The following is a 19,187-nucleotide window of genomic DNA, read 5'->3' on the forward strand; positions in this document are numbered from 1 at the left end:
AGTTTCTATATTGATTGACAAAAGCAGCAAATTGGAGTGTAATTCACGGTTTAATTATCTACCCATTCTATTTTAGGAAACATCATGAAACGCACTTATCAACCTTCCGTTACCAAACGCAAACGCACCCACGGCTTCCTGGTGCGCTCCAAAACACGCGGCGGCCGCGCAGTATTGGCTGCACGCCGCGCCAAAGGCCGCAAACGCCTGGCGGTATAATTTTGGACTACCGCTTCGGAAGGCAGTACCGCTTGTTAAAAACGGATGATTTTTCATCCGTTTTTGCATTCAGGAAACGCCGCAGCCGAGACCTTCTGCAAGTCTCCCGTTCAGACGGCAACGGACTGGGGTACCCCCGCCTCGGGCTGGTCGTCGGTAAAAAAACAGCCAAACGGGCCAACGAACGGAATTACATGAAACGCGTTATCCGCGACTGGTTCAGATTAAATAAAAACAAGCTGCCGCCGCAAGATTTCGTTGTCCGCGCCCATCGGAAATTCGGCAGGGACGCTGCGGCACAGGCACGGGAAGAACTGGCGCAGCTCATGCTGGGCGGTTCGGACCCAAACTGCAAAAAACAGGCATAAATCGGGCGATACGGCATACGCCGGCGGGTTTACACATAAGGCATCCTCCATGAACTTTCTGTTATCCAAACTGCTGCTGGGACTGATAAAGTTCTACCAATACTGCATCAGCCCGCTGATTCCGCCCCGCTGCCGCTATACGCCGACCTGTTCGCAATATGCCGTCGAAGCCGTCAAAAAATATGGCGCATTCAAAGGCGGCCTGCTTGCGGCAAAACGCATCGCCCGATGCCACCCCCTCGGCGGACACGGACACGACCCCGTTCCCTGACCCGATATTCAAACTGCACGCTTTTCTTTTATTTCCCATCGGTTTCTATATAATGCCGTCTGAAACTTCGGGCAGGCGGCACGACCGCCGGGTATAAAGCCTGCCGTTATTCCCCGTCTATCGGAATCCGCAACCTGCGGCATTTCCGACCATTCAGGAAACTCTTATGGATTTTAAAAGACTCACGGCGTTTTTCGCCATCGCACTGGTGATTATGATCGGATGGGAAAAGATGTTCCCCACTCCGAAGCCCGTCCCCGCTCCCCAACAGGCAGCACAACAACAGGCCGTAACTGCTTCCGCCGAAGCCGCGCTCGCCCCCGCAACGCCGATTACCGTAACGACCGACACGGTTCAAGCCGTCATTGATGAAAAAAGCGGCGACCTGCGTCGGCTGACCCTGCTCAAATACAAAGCAAACGGCAACGAAAACAAACCCTTCTCCCTATTTGACGACAGCAAAGAATACACCTACGTTGCCCAATCCGAGCTTTTGGACGCACAAGGCAACAACATCCTGAAAGGCGTCAACTTTACCGCCGCCCAAAAACAATACAGCCTCAACGGCGACAAAGTCGAAGTCCGCCTGAGCGCGCCCGAAACCAACGGACTGAAAATCGACAAAGTCTATACCTTTACCAAAGACAGCTACCTCGTCAACGTCCGTTTCGACATCACCAACACCAGCGGCAAACCCGCCAACCTGAGCGCGGACTATCGCATCGTACGCGACCACAGCCAACCGGAAGGCCAAGGCTACTTCACACGTTCCTACCTCGGCCCCGTCGTGTACACTCCTGAAGACAAATTCCAAAAAGTCAGCTTCTCCGACTTGGACGACGATGCGAAATCCGGCAAAAACGAAGCCGAATACGCCCGCAAAACCCAAACCGGCTGGCTCGGCATGATTGAACACCACTTTATGTCCGCTTGGATTTTGCAGCCTAAAGGCGGACAAAGCGTTTGCGCCGCTGGCGACTGCCGTATCGACATCAAACGCCGCAACGACAACCTGTACAGCACCAGCGTCAGCGTGCCTTTAGCCGCTATCCAAAACGGCGCGAAATCCGAAGCCTCCATCAACCTCTACGCCGGCCCGCAGACCACATCCGTTATCGCAAACATCGCCGACAACCTGCAACTGGCAAAAGACTACGGCAAAGTACACTGGTTCGCTTCCCCACTCTTCTGGCTCCTGAACCAACTGCACAACATCATCGGCAACTGGGGCTGGGCAATCGTCGTTTTGACCATCATCGTCAAAGCCGTCCTCTACCCGCTGACCAACGCGTCCTACCGCTCGATGGCAAAAATGCGCGCCGCCGCACCCAAACTGCAAGCCATCAAAGAGAAATACGGCGACGACCGTATGGCGCAACAACAAGCGATGATGCAGCTTTACAAAGACGAAAAAATCAACCCGCTGGGCGGCTGTCTGCCTATGTTGTTGCAAATCCCCGTCTTCATCGGCTTGTACTGGGCATTGTTCGCCTCCGTAGAATTGCGCCAGGCACCTTGGCTGGGCTGGATTACCGACCTCAGCCGCGCCGACCCCTACTACATCCTGCCCATCATTATGGCGGTAACCATGTTTGCCCAAACCTTCCTCAATCCGCCGCCGACCGACCCGATGCAGGCGAAAATGATGAAAATCATGCCTTTGGTTTTCTCCGTTATGTTCTTCTTCTTCCCTGCCGGTTTGGTTATGTACTGGGTGGTCAACAACCTCGTAACCATCACCCAGCAGTGGCACATCAACCGCAGCATCGAAAAACAACGCGCCCAAGGCGAAGTTGTTTCCTAGATGCCACAGCATGAAAAATGCCGTCTGAAACCTGTTCAGACGGCATTTTTATTGTTCACCCCCTATCGGGGCGGAAATCTTCAACCCGCATACATCACAAAAATCGTCGGGCGTTTTTTCAGATTGGGCATTTCTTTTCTTTTTCGCCACTGCGCAACCGTCTGGCTGATGATTTCCTGTGTCGGCAAGGTCAAGTCCGTAGCTACGCACAAGCGCGTTTCAGGATACAGGTTTTCCACCGCATCAGCCAACAAGGCATCATTGCGATACGGCGTTTCGATAAACAGCTGCGTTTCATTCTGCTGGCGCGAACGTTGCTCCAAAGCCTTCAAACTCTGAATCCGCTCATTTTTTTCAGACGGCAGATAACCCTTAAACGCAAAGTTCTGCCCATTCGCACCCGAAGACATCAGTGCCAGCAACAAGCTGGACGGGCCGACCAAAGGCCGTACTTCAAAACCGTGCTTATGCGCCAACGCCACCAAATTCGCGCCCGGATCGGCAATGGCCGGGCAACCCGCCTCGCTGACAATGCCCATACTGCGCCCTTCTTGCAAAGGTTTCAGCAATTCCGGCAAAGTCTTCAAATCCGTGTGTTCATTCAACGTTTGCAGATTCAGCTCGCGGATAGGCGTAGTCACGCCCAAATGTTTCAAATGCGCACGCGCCGTTTTTTCCGCTTCCACGACAAAATCCGTCAGCCCGACAACCGCCTGTTGTTCATGCGGCAACAGGCACGGCGTGTCAGGTGTACCCAAAGGCGTAGGAATCAAATACAAAACAGGAGACATCATTCCCTCACTCGTCAGTTAAAAATGCCGTCTGAACCCTTCAGACGGCATAAACGGGCAGTTACAAAACATCCAGTCCCTCATTTTTCAAGAAATCGACCAGACGGAAAACCGGCAAACCGATTAAAGCATTCGGATCGGTACTCTCAATCCGTTCGATCAACAATGCACCCAAATCCTCACTCTTCAACGCACACGAGCAATAAACCGCATCAGGCTCGCGCTCCAAATAGCGGAGTATATGCAACTCGTCCAACTTCCTCATCACGACCACAGTCTTATCGATATGCTGCCACATCGTGCCCGTAACCGTATTTAGCAGAACGACCGCACTGTAAAACTCAATCTCCCTGCCGCTCAAATGCATCAACATCTTTTGCGCGTTGGCAAGGTTCATCGGCTTACCCCACTGCCTGCCGTCGCACCACGCTACCTGGTCCGCACCGACAATCAACGCCTCGGGGAAACGTCCGGCCAAGGACCTCGCCTTACCCTCGGCAAGGCGCAATGCCGTTTGAGGGGCAGACTCCCCCAGCATCGGCGTTTCGTCGAAATCAGGCGATACCGCCTGAAAATCAATACCGAGCCGCTCCATCTGTTCGCGGCGGAAAACCGAACTCGTACCCAAAATCAAAGGCAATGCCAAACCCATCCCATCCTCCTTACCGTTGAAAACACGCCCGAAAGGGCGGTAAAATCCAGCCATGCGCCGAAACACAGATACCCGTCTCCGGTGCGTCATAACATTTTTCTTAAAAATATTGACGTTAGAACATCTAAATTATATCATACCCCGTTTATGTCAGACCCTAATTTGATTGACCCGGAAATTTTTGCCGCCGAACGGCAGAACCTGCAAGGCAGTTTTCTGCTGGAAGAATTGGATGAACGCGTCAGTTCGCACGATTATCCGGCCGACAAACAGACACGCGTGTCGTTTACGCTGCAAGGCGGCCGCGACCGGTTGCAACGCCTGTTTCTCGACTTGAACGTCAAAGCCGATATGCCCCTGGTTTGCCAGCGTTGCATTACGCCCGTACCGTTTCTGCTCGACGAAACCAGCCGTATCGTCCTGTTTGCCGATGAAGGGGATTTGGACGAAGCCATGCTTGCCGATGAAGAATTGGAAGGCATGCTGCTTGAAAAAGAGCTTGACGTACAAACCTTGGTCGAAGACCAAATCCTGATGTCGCTCCCCTTCTCCCCTCGACACGAAGACTGCGGCGACAATGGGACACTGGAAGAAGTCAATCGGGACAAACCAAACCCCTTTGCTGTTTTGGCAGGTTTGAAAAGCAGTTAATTAGGACACAGTTTATTTATCTAGGAGCTTGAAATGGCCGTTCAACAAAACAAAAAATCCCCTTCCAAACGCGGTATGCACCGTTCTCACGACGCACTGACCGCGCCCGCACTGTCTGTCGACAGCACAACCGGCGAAGTGCACCGCCCGCACCACATTTCTCCAAACGGTATGTACCGCGGCCGCAAAGTGGTCAAAGCCAAAGGCGAATAATCCCTATTCGACTGACTGAAAAAGCCAGAACATTGCCATGCAATTACTGGCTTTTTTTGTATTGGATGCAACATCCGTACAAACTTTCGCCATAGGTCAATATACAGGGACAAAGCGTTCCGTATAATATCCCGTATTTTGAAAACATACCCGAAAGCACCAAGGAAATTCCGATGAAACAGAAAATCTGGTACACCTACGATGACATCCACCGCGTCATCAAAGCATTGGCAGAAAAAATCCGGAACGCCGGCGTCAAATACGATGCCATGATCGCCATCGGCGGCGGCGGCTTTATTCCGGCACGTATGCTGCGCTGTTTTCTGGAAATTCCGATTTATGCCGTAACCACCGCCTATTACGACAGCGACAACGAAGGACAAGTTACCGAAGAAGTCAAAAAAGTCCAATGGCTAGACCCCGTTCCCGAAGCCCTGCGGGGCAAAAACGTGCTCGTCGTCGATGAAGTGGACGACAGCCGCGTAACCATGGAGTTCTGCCTGAAAGAACTGCTTAAGGAAGACTTCGACACCATCGGCGTCGCCGTACTGCACGAAAAAATCAAAGCCAAAGCAGGCAAAATCCCCGAAGGCATTCCCTATTTCAGCGGCATCACCGTAGACGACTGGTGGATTAACTATCCATGGGATGCACTCGATATCGACGAACACAACCGTCTTGCCGAAAGCCGAGGCTGACCCCTTCAGACGGCATATTTTCCGAACCGATGCCGTCTGAAAACCCATCCGATCCCTGCCGCAGACCGAAAACCTACCGGAGAAACCCCTATGATTACATTGGCCGTAGATGCCATGGGCGGCGACCAAGGACTTGCCGTTACCGTACCCGGCGCAACCGCATTCCTCCAAGCACATCCCGATGTCCGCCTGATTATGACCGGCGACGAAGCACAGCTCCGCCAAGCCCTGAACGCAGCAGGCGCGCCGATGGAACGCATCGACATCTGCCATACCACCCAAGTCGTCGGCATGGATGAATCCCCTCAGTCCGCCCTAAAGAACAAAAAAGACTCCTCCATGCGCGTTGCCATCAACCAGGTTAAAGAAGGCAAAGCCCAAGCCGCCGTATCCGCAGGCAACACGGGCGCACTCATGGCAACCGCACGTTTCGTCCTTAAGACCATACCCGGCATCGAACGCCCCGCCATCGCCAAATTCCTCCCGTCCGACACCGACCATGTTACCCTTGCACTCGACCTTGGCGCGAACGTCGACTGCACCCCCGAACAGCTCACCCAATTTGCCGTTATCGGCAGCGAACTCGTCCACGCACTCCATCCTCAAAAAGGACAGCCGCGCGTCGGGCTGGTCAACGTCGGCACGGAAGACATCAAAGGTACGGACACCGTCAAACAAACCTACAAACTGCTGCAAAACAGCAAACTCAACTTTATCGGCAACATCGAAAGCAACAGCATCCTGTACGGCGAAGCAGATGTCGTCGTCGCCGACGGCTTTGTCGGCAACGTCATGCTCAAAACCATCGAAGGCGCGGTCAAATTCATGAGCGGAGCCATCCGTCGCGAATTCCAAAGCAACCTGTTCAACAAACTTGCCGCCGTTGCCGCCCTACCCGCCCTCAAAGGGTTGAAAAACAAACTCGACCCGCGCAAATTCAACGGGGCCATCCTGCTCGGGCTGCGCGGCATCGTGATTAAAAGCCACGGCGGCACAGACGAAACCGGTTTCCGCTATGCCCTCGAAGAAGCCTACCATGAAGCCAAGTCTGCCAGCCTTTCTAAAATCGAACAAGGCGTAGCCGAACAGCTCGCCGCACTCGAAGCTGCCAAAGCCGCCCAAAACGAAATCGCTGCCGACTTGTAAAGAAACATACCCTATGCCGTCTGAAAACCAACCGTTTCAGACGGCATCTGTCCGCACCAAACCTGCGGGTGCGGACGGCGATGCGCCTGTCCGGCACTTCCCAGATACTTCCCTGTAAAATAAAAAGTATTTGAGAAATGAAGACATTAGAAAAACGGATGAAAGCTCTAGACAAACGGATTATGAAGTTCGGAAAATCCCTTGAAGGCAGGCTTGATGTCCATCTGATTGAATCCGCATTGGATTATATTCATTATTCGGAACGTTTTTTGGCTTTTGAAATCCTGTGTACTTATATCGAAGATTTCGATGTCCGGCTGACGGAACAAGAATCCCGGGAAATTTCTTTTATCAACAAGGAATTTGAGATAGAAAGCACGTCCGATTAACCAATAAAGCCAATGGGTTGATAAACATGAAAACATCGACGGTCATTTTTGGCGGATTTTTTATGGCAGACAACGGGGAGCGAATCCAAATCCCCGTTTTGGAAAATCCTGACATTAGGGAAATCAATTACTTTTTTTCCGTATCAAATTTTGAGAAAAAAGCCGGCGTCCTTGTTTTCAGAATTATTCCTGAACCCAAATTTGGCAATACCGAATTAACTATCTATTTTGAAGAAGGATGTTATTTGCCAATGATTCAAACAATTTTAGAAGACGGGGATATTGAAGTCAAAAACCTTAAAACAGAAAATTATAGTGGAAATACAATGGAAATTTGGGGAGACTTCTACCCTATTGAGCATATCTCTAAAAATATTTCTACAATTCAAAATATCATTTCTGAATTTATGATACAAAAACAAACACCGGCACCAATAATTTGATGGAAACCCAACAATCAAAATGCCGTCTGAAGCAGGTTTGGTTTTCAGACGGCATTTCCTTCGCTTAAAACAGCGTATCGGCAACCCCGCCCTGCCTGTCCACGGCAATCTGCATCTGAAAACCATCTGTATCCCAAACCATACCCCCACCCCTGTTTCCGTCATTTGCACCCTGCCCGTATTGGGCAATCATTGGTTTTTCGCTTACAATAGCCGAATCTGAACCAACTCTCCAAAAAGGCCGTTCCCATGCAGTATGCAAAAATTTCCGGCACGGGCAGCTATCTTCCTGCCAACCGCGTCAGCAATGACGACCTTGCCCAAAAGGTAGATACCTCTGACGAGTGGATTACCGCGCGCACGGGCATCAAATTCCGCCATATTGCAGCCGAAAACGAAAAAACCAGCGACCTTGCAGCCGAAGCGGCCCGTCGCGCCCTGGATGCTGCCGGATTGGACGGCGGCGAAATCGATTTGATTATTGTGGCAACGGCAACGCCGGATATGCAGTTTCCATCTACTGCAACCATCGTGCAGCAAAAATTGGGCATCACCAACGGCTGTCCCGCGTTTGACGTACAGGCGGTGTGTGCGGGCTTTATGTACGCGCTGACTACGGCAAACGCCTACATTAAAAGCGGTATGGCGAAAAACGCACTGGTCATCGGCGCGGAAACCTTCAGCCGCATTGTAGACTGGAATGACCGCACAACCTGCGTATTGTTCGGCGACGGTGCGGGAGCGGTGGTTTTAAGCGCGGCGGACAAACCGGGCATCATCCACGCCAAACTCAAAGCCGACGGCAATTATCTGAACCTACTCAACGCCCCCGGGAAAATCGCCGAAGGAAAAATCTGCGGCTCTCCCTACGTCAAAATGGACGGCCCCGGCGTGTTCAAGTTTGCCGTCAAAATGCTGGCAAAAATCGCCGACGAAGTCATCAGCGAAGCCGGTTATACCGCCGAACAAATCGACTGGATTGTTCCCCATCAGGCAAACCGCCGCATCATCGAATCCACTGCGAAACATTTGGGGCTGAGCATGGACAAAGTGATCTTAACCGTCCAAGACCACGGCAATACTTCCGCCGCCTCGATTCCGCTGGCTTTGGACGCGGGCATCAGCAGCGGACAAATCAAACGCGGTCAAAACCTGCTGCTCGAAGGCATAGGCGGCGGTTTCGCGTGGGGCGCGGTATTGATGGAATATTAACCTGATGCCGTCTGAAACAAGTTTTCAGACGGCATTTCCCTTACCATGAAACGGCCAACCCTCCTCAAACCGATTGCGTGTGCGGCATTTTTACCTGCCGTCTCGATGTTTTTCCCCATATTAGGTGCGTGTTACGCAATATTATCCCTCTACACATTTGCACTTTACGGCATAGACAAACGGCGTGCCGTACAGGGAAAGTACCGCATTCCCGAATACTGCCTGCTCCTGCCTGCATTGCTCGGCGGTTGGACGGGCGCGTATTTCGGCAGCATGACATTCAGACATAAAACGGCGAAAAAGCGTTTTGTTGTGCTGTTCCGTCTGACTGTTTCAGGTAATGTCCTGGCGACCCTCATCCTGATTTATTATTTTGTCCCGCCTGAATTTTTCGTAAAACTCGGGCAGAATACCTGATTATCCAACCAAACAAAGGAATACCATGTCTTTCGCATTCTTCTTCCCCGGACAAGGTTCTCAAAGCCTCGGCATGATGAACGGCTTTACAGGGCATGCCGTCGTCAAAAACACATTTGACGAAGCATCCGCCATATTGGGTCAAGACTTGTGGGCGATGATAAACGGCAGCGATGCCGAAATCATCGGACAAACCGTCAATACCCAACCCATCATGCTCGCCGCCGGCGTTGCCGTTTACCGCGCCTATTTGGAAGCGGGCGGCAAAACGCCTGCCGCCGTTGCCGGACACAGCCTCGGCGAATATACCGCGCTTGTCGCCGCCGGCGCATTGGATTTCGCCGACGCCGTCAAACTCGTGCGCCTGCGCGCCGAATTGATGCAATCCGCCGTACCGCAAGGCGTAGGCGCAATGGCGGCAATTTTGGGTTTGGAAGATGAACAGGTCAGGCAGATTTGCGCCGAATCCGCACAGGATGAAGTGGTCGAAGCCGTCAACTTCAACTCGCCCGGACAAGTCGTGATTGCAGGCAATGCCGCTGCCGTCGAGCGCGCCATGACCGTTGCCAAAGAAGCCGGTGCCAAACGCGCCCTGCCGCTGCCCGTGTCCGTACCTTCCCATTGCAGCCTGATGAAACCCGCCGCCGACAAACTTGCCGAGGCCCTGAAATCGGTTGTAATCAAGCAGCCGCAAATCCGCGTCATCCACAATGCCGACGTTGCCGCCTACGATGATGCCGACAAAATCAAAGACGCGCTCGTCCGCCAGCTTTACAGCCCCGTACGCTGGACGGAAACCGTCAACGCCCTTGTTTCAGACGGCATCACCGAATCCGCCGAATGCGGCCCAGGCAAAGTGTTGGCAGGCTTGGCAAAACGCATCAACAAGGCCGCCGCGTGCAGCGCACTGACCGATGCCGGACAGATTGCCGCCTTTATAGAAGCACACTGACTTCGTTCCGCAAAAAGCAGCCTGCATGCCTCAGGCTGCTTTTCACGTCCGAACGGCAAACAGCCGCATATTTGCGCTATAATCCATCCCTACCAAACCACCGACAGCGGCTGCCATTGCAGTTCCCGCCCTACCGATATGATAGAAAAACTGACTTTCGGACTGTTTAAAAAAGAAGACGCGCGCAGCTTTATGCGCCTGATGGCGTACGTCCGCCCCTACAAAATCCGCATCGTTGCCGCCCTGATTGCCATTTTCGGCGTTGCCGCCACCGAAAGCTACCTTGCCGCCTTCATCGCCCCTCTGATTAACCACGGCTTTTCCGCACCCGCCGCGCCGCCCGAGCTGTCTGCCGCCGCCGGCATCATTTCCACCCTGCAAAACTGGCGCGAACAGTTTACCTATATGGTTTGGGGGACGGAAAACAAAATCTGGACCGTCCCGCTCTTTCTCATCATCCTCGTCGTCATCCGTGGCATCTGCCGCTTTACCAGCACCTATCTGATGACTTGGGTCTCCGTGATGACCATCAGCAAAATCCGCAAAGATATGTTTGCCAAAATGCTGACCCTTTCCTCCCGCTACCATCAGGAAACGCCGTCCGGCACCGTACTGATGAATATGCTCAACCTGACCGAACAGTCGGTCAGTAACGCCAGCGACATCTTTACCGTCCTCACGCGCGACACGATGATTGTTACCGGCCTGACCATCGTCCTGCTTTACCTCAACTGGCAGCTCAGCCTCATCGTCGTCCTGATGTTCCCCCTGCTCTCCCTGCTCTCGCGCTACTACCGCGACCGTCTGAAGCACGTCATTTCCGACTCGCAAAAAAGCATAGGCACGATGAACAACGTGATTGCTGAAACCCATCAGGGACACCGCGTCGTCAAGCTGTTCAACGGGCAGGCGCAGGCGGCAAACCGGTTCGACGCGGTCAACCGCACCATCGTCCGCCTCAGCAAAAAAATCACGCAGGCAACGGCGGCACATTCCCCGTTCAGCGAACTGATTGCCTCGATCGCCCTCGCCGTCGTCATCTTCATCGCCCTGTGGCAAAGCCAAAACGGCTACACCACCATCGGCGAATTTATGGCATTCATCGTCGCGATGCTGCAAATGTACGCACCCATCAAAAGCCTTGCCAACATCAGCATCCCTATGCAGACGATGTTCCTCGCCGCCGACGGCGTATGTGCATTTCTCGACACCCCGCCCGAACAGGACAAAGGCACACTCGCGCCGCAGCGTGTCGAAGGGCGCATCAGCTTCCGCAACGTCGATGTCGAATACCGTTCAGACGGCATCAAAGCCCTCGACAATTTCAATCTCGACATCAGACAAGGCGAACGCGTCGCCCTGGTCGGACGTTCCGGCAGCGGCAAATCCACCGTCGTCAACCTGCTGCCCCGCTTTGTCGAACCCACCGCCGGCAACATCTGCATAGACGGTATCGACATCGCCGACATCAAACTCGACTGCCTGCGCGCCCAATTCGCCCTCGTCTCCCAAGACGTATTCCTGTTTGACGACACCCTGTTTGAAAACGTCCGATACAGCCGTCCCGACGCGGGCGAATCCGAAGTCCTGTCCGCCCTCCAAGCCGCCAACCTGCAAAGCCTGATCGACGCATCCCCGCTCGGACTGCACCAGCCCATCGGATCGAACGGCAGCAACTTGTCCGGCGGACAGCGGCAACGCGTCGCCATTGCCCGCGCTATTTTGAAAGACGCGCCGATATTATTATTGGACGAAGCCACCAGCGCATTGGACAACGAATCCGAACGCCTCGTCCAACAAGCGCTCGAACGCCTGATGGAAAACCGCACCGGCATCATCGTCGCCCACCGCCTGACCACCATCGAAGGGGCCGACCGCATCATCGTAATGGACGACGGCAAAATCATCGAACAAGGCACACACGAACAACTGATGTCCCAAAACGGCTACTACACGATGTTACGCAATATCTCAAACAAAGATGCCGCCGTCCGGACGGCATAAACAAAATGCCGTCTGAAATGGTACAATCGCTCCGACCCCTTCAGACGGTATCATATCCGCCGACCCATCCGATTATCTTCAATCACTGTAAAACCCATTATGACCCAAGACAAAATCCTCATCCTCGACTTCGGTTCGCAAGTTACCCAGCTGATTGCCCGCCGCGTGCGCGAAGCCCACGTTTACTGCGAACTGCATTCCTTCGATATGCCTTTGGACGAAATCAAAGCCTTCAATCCGAAAGGCATCATCCTTTCCGGCGGCCCTAATTCCGTTTACGAATCCGATTATCAAGCCGATACCGGTATTTTTGATTTGGGCATTCCGGTTTTGGGCATCTGCTACGGAATGCAGTTTATGGCGCACCACTTGGGCGGCGAAGTTACCTCGGGTAACCAACGTGAATTCGGTTACGCGCAAGTTAAAACCATAGACAGCGAGCTGACCCGCGATATTTACGACGACGCGCCCAACACACTCGACGTATGGATGAGCCACGGCGACAAAGTGTCCAAACTGCCCGACGGTTTCGCCGTCATCGGCGATACTCCGTCCTGCCCGATTGCCATGATGGAAAACGCCGAAAAACAATTCTACGGCATCCAGTTCCACCCCGAAGTTACCCACACCAAACAAGGCCGCGCCCTGTTGAACCGCTTTGTCTTGGACATCTGCGGCGCGCAACCGAGCTGGACGATGCCGAACTACATCGAAGAAGCCATTGCCAAAATCTGCGAACAGGTCGGCAGCGACGAAGTGATTTTGGGTCTGTCCGGCGGCGTGGACTCTTCCGTAGCGGCCGCGCTGATTCACCGCGCCATCGGCGACCAACTGACCTGCGTGTTCGTCGATCACGGTTTGTTGCGCCTGAACGAAGGCAAAATGGTGATGGATATGTTCGCCCGCAACTTGGGTGTGAAAGTGATACACGTCGATGCCGAAGGGCAGTTTATGGCGAAACTCGCCGGCGTGACCGACCCTGAGAAAAAACGCAAAATCATCGGCGCGGAATTTATCGAAGTATTTGATGCCGAAGAGAAAAAACTTACCAACGCCAAATGGCTGGCGCAAGGCACGATTTACCCCGACGTAATCGAATCCGCAGGCGCGAAAACCAAAAAAGCCCACGCCATCAAATCGCACCACAACGTCGGCGGCCTGCCTGAAAACATGAAGCTCAAGCTGCTTGAGCCTTTGCGCGACTTGTTCAAAGACGAAGTGCGCGAACTGGGCGTTGCCTTGGGCTTACCGCGCGAAATGGTGTACCGCCATCCGTTCCCGGGCCCCGGCTTGGGCGTACGTATCTTGGGCGAAGTAAAAAAAGAATACGCCGACTTGCTCCGTCAAGCAGACGACATTTTCATCCAAGAATTACGCAACACCACCGACGAAAACGGCACGTCTTGGTACGACCTGACCAGCCAAGCCTTTGCCGTATTCCTGCCTGTGAAATCCGTCGGCGTAATGGGCGACGGACGCACTTACGACTACGTCGTCGCACTGCGCGCAGTCATCACCAGCGACTTTATGACTGCACACTGGGCAGAGCTGCCATACTCACTGCTCGGCCGCGTGTCCAACCGCATCATCAACGAAGTCAAAGGCATCAACCGCGTGGTTTACGATGTGAGCGGCAAACCGCCTGCCACGATTGAATGGGAATAAACGGCCGACTGTGCTGTTCAATACGGCGCAGTCCTTCGATTATCGGAAAAAAGGAAAAGACATGAGTACACAAGATTTAAGCGGCAAAGTCGCATTGGTAACAGGCGCATCGCGCGGTATCGGCGCGGCGATTGCCGATACGCTGGCGGCAGCCGGTGCCAAAGTCATCGGTACGGCGACTAGCGAAAGCGGGGCTGCGGCGATTAGCGAGCGGTTGGCGCAATGGGGCGGCGAAGGTCGTGCATTGGATTCCGCCGAACCTGAAACCATCGAAAGCCTGATTGCCGACATCGAAAAAGCGTTCGGCAAGCTGGATATTCTGGTCAACAACGCCGGCATCACCCGCGACAACCTCTTGATGCGTATGAAAGAAGAAGAGTGGGACGACATCATGCAGGTCAACCTCAAATCCGTGTTCCGCGCCTCCAAAGCCGTTTTGCGCGGTATGATGAAACAACGTTCCGGCCGCATCATCAACATTACCTCTGTTGTCGGCGTGATGGGCAATGCCGGTCAAACCAACTATGCCGCGGCAAAAGCAGGCTTAATCGGTTTCTCCAAATCCATGGCGCGCGAAGTCGGCAGCCGCGGCATTACCGTCAACTGCGTCGCTCCCGGCTTTATCGACACCGATATGACCCGCGCCCTGCCGGAAGAAACCCGCAAAACCTTTACCGCCCAAACTGCCTTGGGCAGATTCGGCGACGCGCAAGACATCGCCGATGCGGTTCTGTTCCTCGCTTCCGATCAGGCAAAATACATTACCGGTCAAACGCTGCACGTCAACGGCGGCATGTTGATGCCTTAACAGACAACTTTTTCAACCATGCCGTCTGAAGCCCTTTCAGACGGCATTTGCATTCTCAGGCAAAATGAACACACACCACACCCCGCCCTGCCCCTGCGGTTCAGGCACAAGCTATGCCGGCTGCTGCCGCCCATTGCACTTTCGCCAAATCCTGCCGCCCACCGCCGAAGCCCTCATGCGTTCGCGGTACAGCGCGTATGTGCTGCACCTTATCGACTACATCATCGCTACTACCGTTCCGGCGCAACAAACATTCCTCGATGCCGCCGAACTGATGCAGTGGAGCAGCGAAACCGAATGGCTGGGCTTGAATGTCATCGCACACCGCAACTTCGGCAAACAGCACGCCCAAGTCGAATTTGAAGCCTACTTCCGAGACGGACAACACCGATCCGCACATCACGAACTGTCCGGCTTCGTCAACATCGGCGGACAATGGTATTTCATCGATCCGACTGTTCCGCTGCCTACCATGAAACAGCCCTGCATTTGCGGATCGGGCAAAAAATTCAAAGCCTGCTGCGGCAAATATCTGCAACCTGTCGCATAAAAATGCCGTCTGAACGTTCAGATGGCATTTTCAACGCGCAAAAAAAACCATTCATACCAAGGGTAAGTATGAATGGTCAATACATTGCGGGAAAACGTCTTACTTGCTGCACTGCCGAAAAGGGAGAAACGACAGTGTTAACCAGCAAAAGCATTGTACCTTTATTAATGTTAAAAAACATTAATTTTGAAAATATATTAACGAATATATCTGGAACCTACTGATTTTCCCTTATCCACCTGACCCAGCGTTCAAACAAATTAGGTTCGAGTGCAGCAATAACCGAACGTTTGAACACATGCTGTCCGCTCCAGAATTCATCGCCTTCCAATGNCGTCAGCCTGCCGCCCGCCTCCTCAAAAATCAGCGCGCCGGCGGCATAATCCCACAGCTTCTGCCCGCCGTGAACATAAACATCATAACGCCCGCACGCCAGATAACACCAGTCCAGCGTGCTGCTGCCCATACTCCGTATCGTTCCAAAAGGCGCGAGCGTACTCATGCGGCTGGAAAGTTTGCCCGAACGCAGATATTTGATTTCCACGCCCGCAATCGCCTCATTGAGTTTTTTATCCACGAGACGCAAAGGCAGGCGCGTCCCGTTTAAAAACGCCCCCTGCCCCCGTTCGGCATAAAAACATTCGCCGCTGACCGGATTGTAGATTACGCCCAATTCGGCGCGCCCGTTGCGGACAAACGCCACCGATACCGCAAAATGCGGCAGCCCGTTGACAAAATTGTTCGTCCCATCTATCGGATCGACAACCCACAGCCCCTTTTCCCCCGAATATTGTTCCCACAAAGCCGACTGCTCCTGCCGCGACATTTCCTCGCCCAACATCGGACTGTCGATTAAAAGCGGCAACGCGGCGGCAAAAGCCGTCTGCGCGGCAATGTCCGCCTCGCTCAACATCGAACCATCTTCCTTGCGGCAAGACGGCGTATTCAAAAAACGCGGCATAATTTCGGTTTGCGCGATATGGCGCACGACTTTCTGCAAACGGTGTAACACTTCCTACTGTCCTCATATTTTGAACTTGCGGCGCGCGAACGTATATAGTGGATTAAATTTAAATCAGGACAAGGCGACGAAGCCGCAGACAGTACAAATAGTACGGCAAGGCGAGGCAACGCTGTACTGGTTTAAATTTAATCCACTATAATGTCCGTTTCCATCACGCCGCTGCGACAGATTATAACCGTCCGAACCGCCAAAAACTATGCCCCGATTCCACCTGCCCGAAAACCTTTCCGTCGGACAAACCGTCGCCCTGCCCGGCAACATCGTCCGCCACCTCAACGTCCTGCGCGTCCGCCCCAACGAAAACATCACCCTCTTCGACGGCAAAGGCAAGGCACATGCCGCACGGCTGTCCGTTTTGGAAAAACGCCGCGCCGAAGCCGAAATCCTGCACGAAGAAACGGCCGATACAGAATCCCCGCTCAACATCACACTGATACAATCCATCTCCTCCGGCGATCGCATGGATTTCACCCTGCAAAAAAGCGTCGAATTGGGCGTAACCGCCATACAGCCCGTCATCAGCGAACGCTGCATCGTCCGCCTCGACGGAGAACGCGCCGCCAAACGCCTCGCACGCTGGCAGGAAATCGTCATCTCCGCGTGCGAACAGAGCGGCAGAAACACCGTTCCCCCCGTACTGCCCATCATCGGCTACCGTGAAGCACTCGACAAAATGCCGTCTGAAAGCACCAGGCTGATTATGAGCATCAACCGCGCCCGCAAACTCGGCGACATCCGCCACCCGTCCGGCGCAATCGTCTTTATGGTCGGGCCCGAAGGCGGCTGGACAGAACAGGAAGAACAACAGGCATTTGATGTCGGCTTCCAAGCCGTAACATTGGGCAAACGCATCCTGCGCACCGAAACCGCCGCCCTCGCCGCCCTCGCCGCCATGCAGACGCTTTGGGGCGATTTCGCATAAACAGAAATACCGTCTGAAACCCGTTCAGACGGCATTTTGCAGCTGATTAAGATAGTAGGTTCAAATAAGATTTCCCGTGTCGTCATTCCCGCGAAAGCGGGAATCTAGAAATTTAACGTTTCGGAAAAACAGAAATCCCCCCGCCGTCATTCCCGCGAAAGCGGGAATCTAGAAATTTAACGTTGCGGTGATTTATCGGAAATGACTGAAACTCAACGGACTGGATTCCAGCCTGCGCGGGAATGACGAGATTTCAGGTTTCTGTTTTTGGTTTTCTGTCTTCGCAGAAATGATGAAATTTTAAGTTTTAGGAATTTGTCGGAAAAACAGAAATCCCCCCGTCATTCCCGCGAAAGCAGGAATCTAGAAACGAAAAACGACAGGGATTTATCCGAAACAACAAACCCTCTCCGACGTCATTCCCGCGAAAGCGGGAATCTAGAAATTTAACGTTGCGGTGATTTATCGGAAATGACTGAAACTCAACGGACTAGATTCCCGCCTGCGCGGGAATGACGAAGTGGAAGTTACCCGAAACTTAAAACAAGCGAAACCGAACGGACTGGATTCCCGCCTGCGCGGGAAGGACGAATTTTAGGTTGCTGTTTTCAGGTTTCTGTTTTTGGTTTTCTGTTTTCGTGGAAATAACGGAATTTTAAGTTTTAGGAATTTGTCGGAAAAACAGAAATCCCCCCACCGTCATTCCCGCAAAAGCGGGAATCTAGAAACGAAAAACGACAGGGATTCATCCGAAACAACAAACTCTCTCCGCCGTCATTCCCACGAAAGTGGGAATCTAGAAATTTAACGTTGCGGTGATTTATCGGAAATGACTGAAACTCAACGGACTGGATTCCCGCCTGCGCGGGAATGACGAAGTGGAAGTTACCCGAAACTTAAAACAAGTGAAACCGAACGAACTAGATTCCCGCCTGCGCAGGAATGACAGTGTGTCCATTTCTCATTTTAATCCGCTATATTTTACACAAACTATTTGAACGATATGACCCGCCTGCCGTAAACTTTCTCAAGCTCCGCCTGCCTTTGACGCTCCATTCTTTTCTTCTTTTCCCTACCGAATTTACCCAAAGCACGCTTCAAGTCAAACATCACCTTCAACGAACGGCGGTGTCTTCTTCCTTGTTCCCTATCTTTTTCCAAATCGCTACCCAACATACTGTTTTGACTGAGGAACTTGGCATAATGCAATTCTTGGGTACATAAGGCGGGACTAACCTGATAAACAGGCATCCCCTCCTTATCAAAGAAATAAGTAAACATCATCCAATCTACCGCTTTAATCCACTCTGCCGGCAAAACGGCAAACCTTTCCAAGAAAAACCGCATCGCCTCACGCGAAATGATATAGCCAGCCGTCCCCCAATGTTCGCTCTCCAGCAAAGGAAATGACCGGTTTTCATAATTCAGGACTTTATCCGGTCTGACAATAACTTTCGCAAACATCGTTTCCAAACGGACAATAAAGGCAGAATCCTTATCAAAACGCTCTTCCAACCAAGTATCTTCGACAAGGAATTTCTCCGCGCCTTCGCCGAGTAAAACGTCGTCCTCAAATACGGCAACATACGGTACGCCTTCGTCCAACGCCTGCTTCCACAATACGACATGGCTCATAAAGCAGGCTTTTTCCACTTCGCTCAACAGGTGCTGTTTTGCCAATCCCGGCACCAACTCCTCCATCACCCGACTCAGTTCTTCAGACGGCATCAGTGCGTCGAAAAACTGAAACGGAATGTCGTGCCTGCCGAAGGTATCGGCAATGTGCGCCCTGCGTTCTTTGGCAGAAGCAAGGCTGATAACATAATTTCTCATCAGAACCTCCCTTAAAACTGGAACTGTCCCGTTCACAATAAACACATCAAAAAGATTTTTGAATCAGAAACACATATGGCTTTGGCTTTATAGTGGATTAAATTTAAATCAGGACAAGGAGACGAAGCCGCAGACAGTACAAATAGTACGGCAAG

At 52.7% G+C, this 19,187-nt stretch carries 24 protein-coding genes; 20 read left to right on the top strand and 4 right to left on the bottom strand.

The window, feature by feature from the left end; translation table 11 throughout:
• Positions 1-84: 84 nt before the first annotated feature.
• From rpmH to yidC, 4 genes are all read left to right on the top strand, one after another.
• The gene (gene rpmH, locus ACRPFF_RS05715) at positions 85-219 is read left to right on the top strand and encodes a 50S ribosomal protein L34 (RefSeq protein WP_002214728.1); all 135 of its coding nucleotides are present in this window, start codon (positions 85-87) and stop codon (positions 217-219) included.
• A 2-nt stretch (positions 220-221) separates the two neighbouring features.
• Positions 222-587: a ribonuclease P protein component gene (rnpA, locus tag ACRPFF_RS05720; RefSeq protein WP_411712781.1), complete on the top strand. Its 366-nt coding sequence runs from the start codon at positions 222-224 to the stop codon at positions 585-587.
• Between the two features lie 49 nt (positions 588-636).
• Positions 637-858, top strand: coding sequence for a membrane protein insertion efficiency factor YidD (yidD, locus tag ACRPFF_RS05725; protein ID WP_411712783.1), 222 nt, complete (start codon positions 637-639; stop codon positions 856-858).
• 166 nt (positions 859-1,024) lie between these two features.
• Positions 1,025-2,662, top strand: a complete 1,638-nt coding sequence (gene yidC, locus ACRPFF_RS05730; protein ID WP_432674066.1) for a membrane protein insertase YidC — start codon at positions 1,025-1,027, stop codon at positions 2,660-2,662.
• 80 nt (positions 2,663-2,742) lie between these two features.
• Here the strand turns inward: yidC and ACRPFF_RS05735 are convergent, their stop codons facing one another.
• Together ACRPFF_RS05735 and ACRPFF_RS05740 are read right to left on the bottom strand one after the other, a co-directional pair.
• On the bottom strand, positions 2,743-3,453 hold the full coding sequence (locus tag ACRPFF_RS05735; RefSeq protein WP_411712803.1) for an SAM-dependent methyltransferase: 711 nt from the start codon (positions 3,451-3,453) through the stop codon (positions 2,743-2,745).
• Positions 3,454-3,514: 61 nt separating this feature from the next.
• Positions 3,515-4,105: a Maf family protein gene (locus tag ACRPFF_RS05740; protein WP_432674085.1), complete on the bottom strand. Its 591-nt coding sequence runs from the start codon at positions 4,103-4,105 to the stop codon at positions 3,515-3,517.
• 147 nt (positions 4,106-4,252) lie between these two features.
• Here ACRPFF_RS05740 and ACRPFF_RS05745 point away from each other — a divergent pair, with 147 nt between their 5' ends.
• From ACRPFF_RS05745 to ACRPFF_RS05815, 15 genes are all read left to right on the top strand, one after another.
• Complete coding sequence (locus ACRPFF_RS05745) at positions 4,253-4,756, top strand: YceD family protein (protein ID WP_432674067.1); 504 nt, start codon at positions 4,253-4,255, stop codon at positions 4,754-4,756.
• Between the two features lie 33 nt (positions 4,757-4,789).
• The gene (gene rpmF, locus ACRPFF_RS05750) at positions 4,790-4,969 is read left to right on the top strand and encodes a 50S ribosomal protein L32 (RefSeq protein WP_002214744.1); all 180 of its coding nucleotides are present in this window, start codon (positions 4,790-4,792) and stop codon (positions 4,967-4,969) included.
• A 173-nt stretch (positions 4,970-5,142) separates the two neighbouring features.
• Positions 5,143-5,667 carry a phosphoribosyltransferase gene (locus ACRPFF_RS05755; protein ID WP_411712787.1) on the top strand — a complete coding sequence of 175 codons (525 nt, stop codon included), beginning with the start codon at positions 5,143-5,145 and terminating at the stop codon, positions 5,665-5,667.
• A 90-nt stretch (positions 5,668-5,757) separates the two neighbouring features.
• Complete coding sequence (gene plsX / locus ACRPFF_RS05760) at positions 5,758-6,813, top strand: phosphate acyltransferase PlsX (protein ID WP_411712788.1); 1,056 nt, start codon at positions 5,758-5,760, stop codon at positions 6,811-6,813.
• A 137-nt stretch (positions 6,814-6,950) separates the two neighbouring features.
• Positions 6,951-7,202, top strand: a complete 252-nt coding sequence (locus tag ACRPFF_RS05765) for a MafI family immunity protein (RefSeq protein WP_411712789.1) — start codon at positions 6,951-6,953, stop codon at positions 7,200-7,202.
• A 26-nt stretch (positions 7,203-7,228) separates the two neighbouring features.
• A complete protein-coding gene (locus ACRPFF_RS05770; RefSeq protein WP_118825375.1) occupies positions 7,229-7,645 on the top strand; it encodes a DUF6911 family protein in 417 nt (138 codons plus the stop codon).
• Positions 7,646-7,664: 19 nt separating this feature from the next.
• Positions 7,665-7,868, top strand: a complete 204-nt coding sequence (locus ACRPFF_RS05775) for a hypothetical protein (RefSeq protein ID WP_411712790.1) — start codon at positions 7,665-7,667, stop codon at positions 7,866-7,868.
• Between the two features lie 26 nt (positions 7,869-7,894).
• A complete protein-coding gene (locus tag ACRPFF_RS05780; protein ID WP_411712791.1) occupies positions 7,895-8,857 on the top strand; it encodes a beta-ketoacyl-ACP synthase III in 963 nt (320 codons plus the stop codon).
• Between the two features lie 45 nt (positions 8,858-8,902).
• Positions 8,903-9,274, top strand: a complete 372-nt coding sequence (locus ACRPFF_RS05785) for a DUF1294 domain-containing protein (protein ID WP_411712792.1) — start codon at positions 8,903-8,905, stop codon at positions 9,272-9,274.
• Between the two features lie 25 nt (positions 9,275-9,299).
• Positions 9,300-10,226, top strand: coding sequence for an ACP S-malonyltransferase (gene fabD, locus ACRPFF_RS05790; RefSeq protein ID WP_411712793.1), 927 nt, complete (start codon positions 9,300-9,302; stop codon positions 10,224-10,226).
• A 138-nt stretch (positions 10,227-10,364) separates the two neighbouring features.
• Positions 10,365-12,230, top strand: a complete 1,866-nt coding sequence (gene msbA / locus ACRPFF_RS05795; protein WP_432674068.1) for a lipid A export permease/ATP-binding protein MsbA — start codon at positions 10,365-10,367, stop codon at positions 12,228-12,230.
• A gap of 99 nt (positions 12,231-12,329) precedes the next feature.
• Positions 12,330-13,895, top strand: coding sequence for a glutamine-hydrolyzing GMP synthase (gene guaA / locus ACRPFF_RS05800; RefSeq protein WP_432674069.1), 1,566 nt, complete (start codon positions 12,330-12,332; stop codon positions 13,893-13,895).
• Positions 13,896-13,956: 61 nt separating this feature from the next.
• Positions 13,957-14,703: a 3-oxoacyl-ACP reductase FabG gene (fabG, locus tag ACRPFF_RS05805; RefSeq protein ID WP_432674070.1), complete on the top strand. Its 747-nt coding sequence runs from the start codon at positions 13,957-13,959 to the stop codon at positions 14,701-14,703.
• Between the two features lie 64 nt (positions 14,704-14,767).
• Entirely contained in the window at positions 14,768-15,253 is a 486-nt protein-coding gene (locus tag ACRPFF_RS05810; RefSeq protein ID WP_432674071.1) for a YchJ family protein, read from the top strand.
• 2 nt (positions 15,254-15,255) lie between these two features.
• A complete protein-coding gene (locus tag ACRPFF_RS05815; protein ID WP_228378041.1) occupies positions 15,256-15,477 on the top strand; it encodes a hypothetical protein in 222 nt (73 codons plus the stop codon).
• Here the strand turns inward: ACRPFF_RS05815 and ACRPFF_RS05820 are convergent.
• The gene (locus tag ACRPFF_RS05820) at positions 15,471-16,265 is read right to left on the bottom strand and encodes an inositol monophosphatase family protein (protein ID WP_432674072.1); all 795 of its coding nucleotides are present in this window, start codon (positions 16,263-16,265) and stop codon (positions 15,471-15,473) included. The two genes, ACRPFF_RS05815 and ACRPFF_RS05820, sit on opposite strands and share 7 nt — an antisense overlap.
• A 208-nt stretch (positions 16,266-16,473) precedes the next feature.
• On the opposite strand from ACRPFF_RS05820, the gene ACRPFF_RS05825 reads away from it, so the two are divergent.
• Positions 16,474-17,199 (top strand): 16S rRNA (uracil(1498)-N(3))-methyltransferase, encoded by a 726-nt coding sequence (locus tag ACRPFF_RS05825; RefSeq protein ID WP_432674073.1) that lies wholly within the window; start codon positions 16,474-16,476, stop codon positions 17,197-17,199.
• A gap of 990 nt (positions 17,200-18,189) precedes the next feature.
• Here ACRPFF_RS05825 and ACRPFF_RS05830 read toward each other — a convergent pair.
• The gene (locus ACRPFF_RS05830; RefSeq protein ID WP_432674074.1) at positions 18,190-19,032 is read right to left on the bottom strand and encodes a glycosyltransferase family 25 protein; all 843 of its coding nucleotides are present in this window, start codon (positions 19,030-19,032) and stop codon (positions 18,190-18,192) included.
• Between the last annotated feature and the right edge of the window lie 155 nt (positions 19,033-19,187).

Source organism: Neisseria sp. SLRRB23 (genome assembly GCF_050896295.1).
Classification (GTDB): Bacteria; Pseudomonadota; Gammaproteobacteria; order Burkholderiales; family Neisseriaceae; genus Neisseria.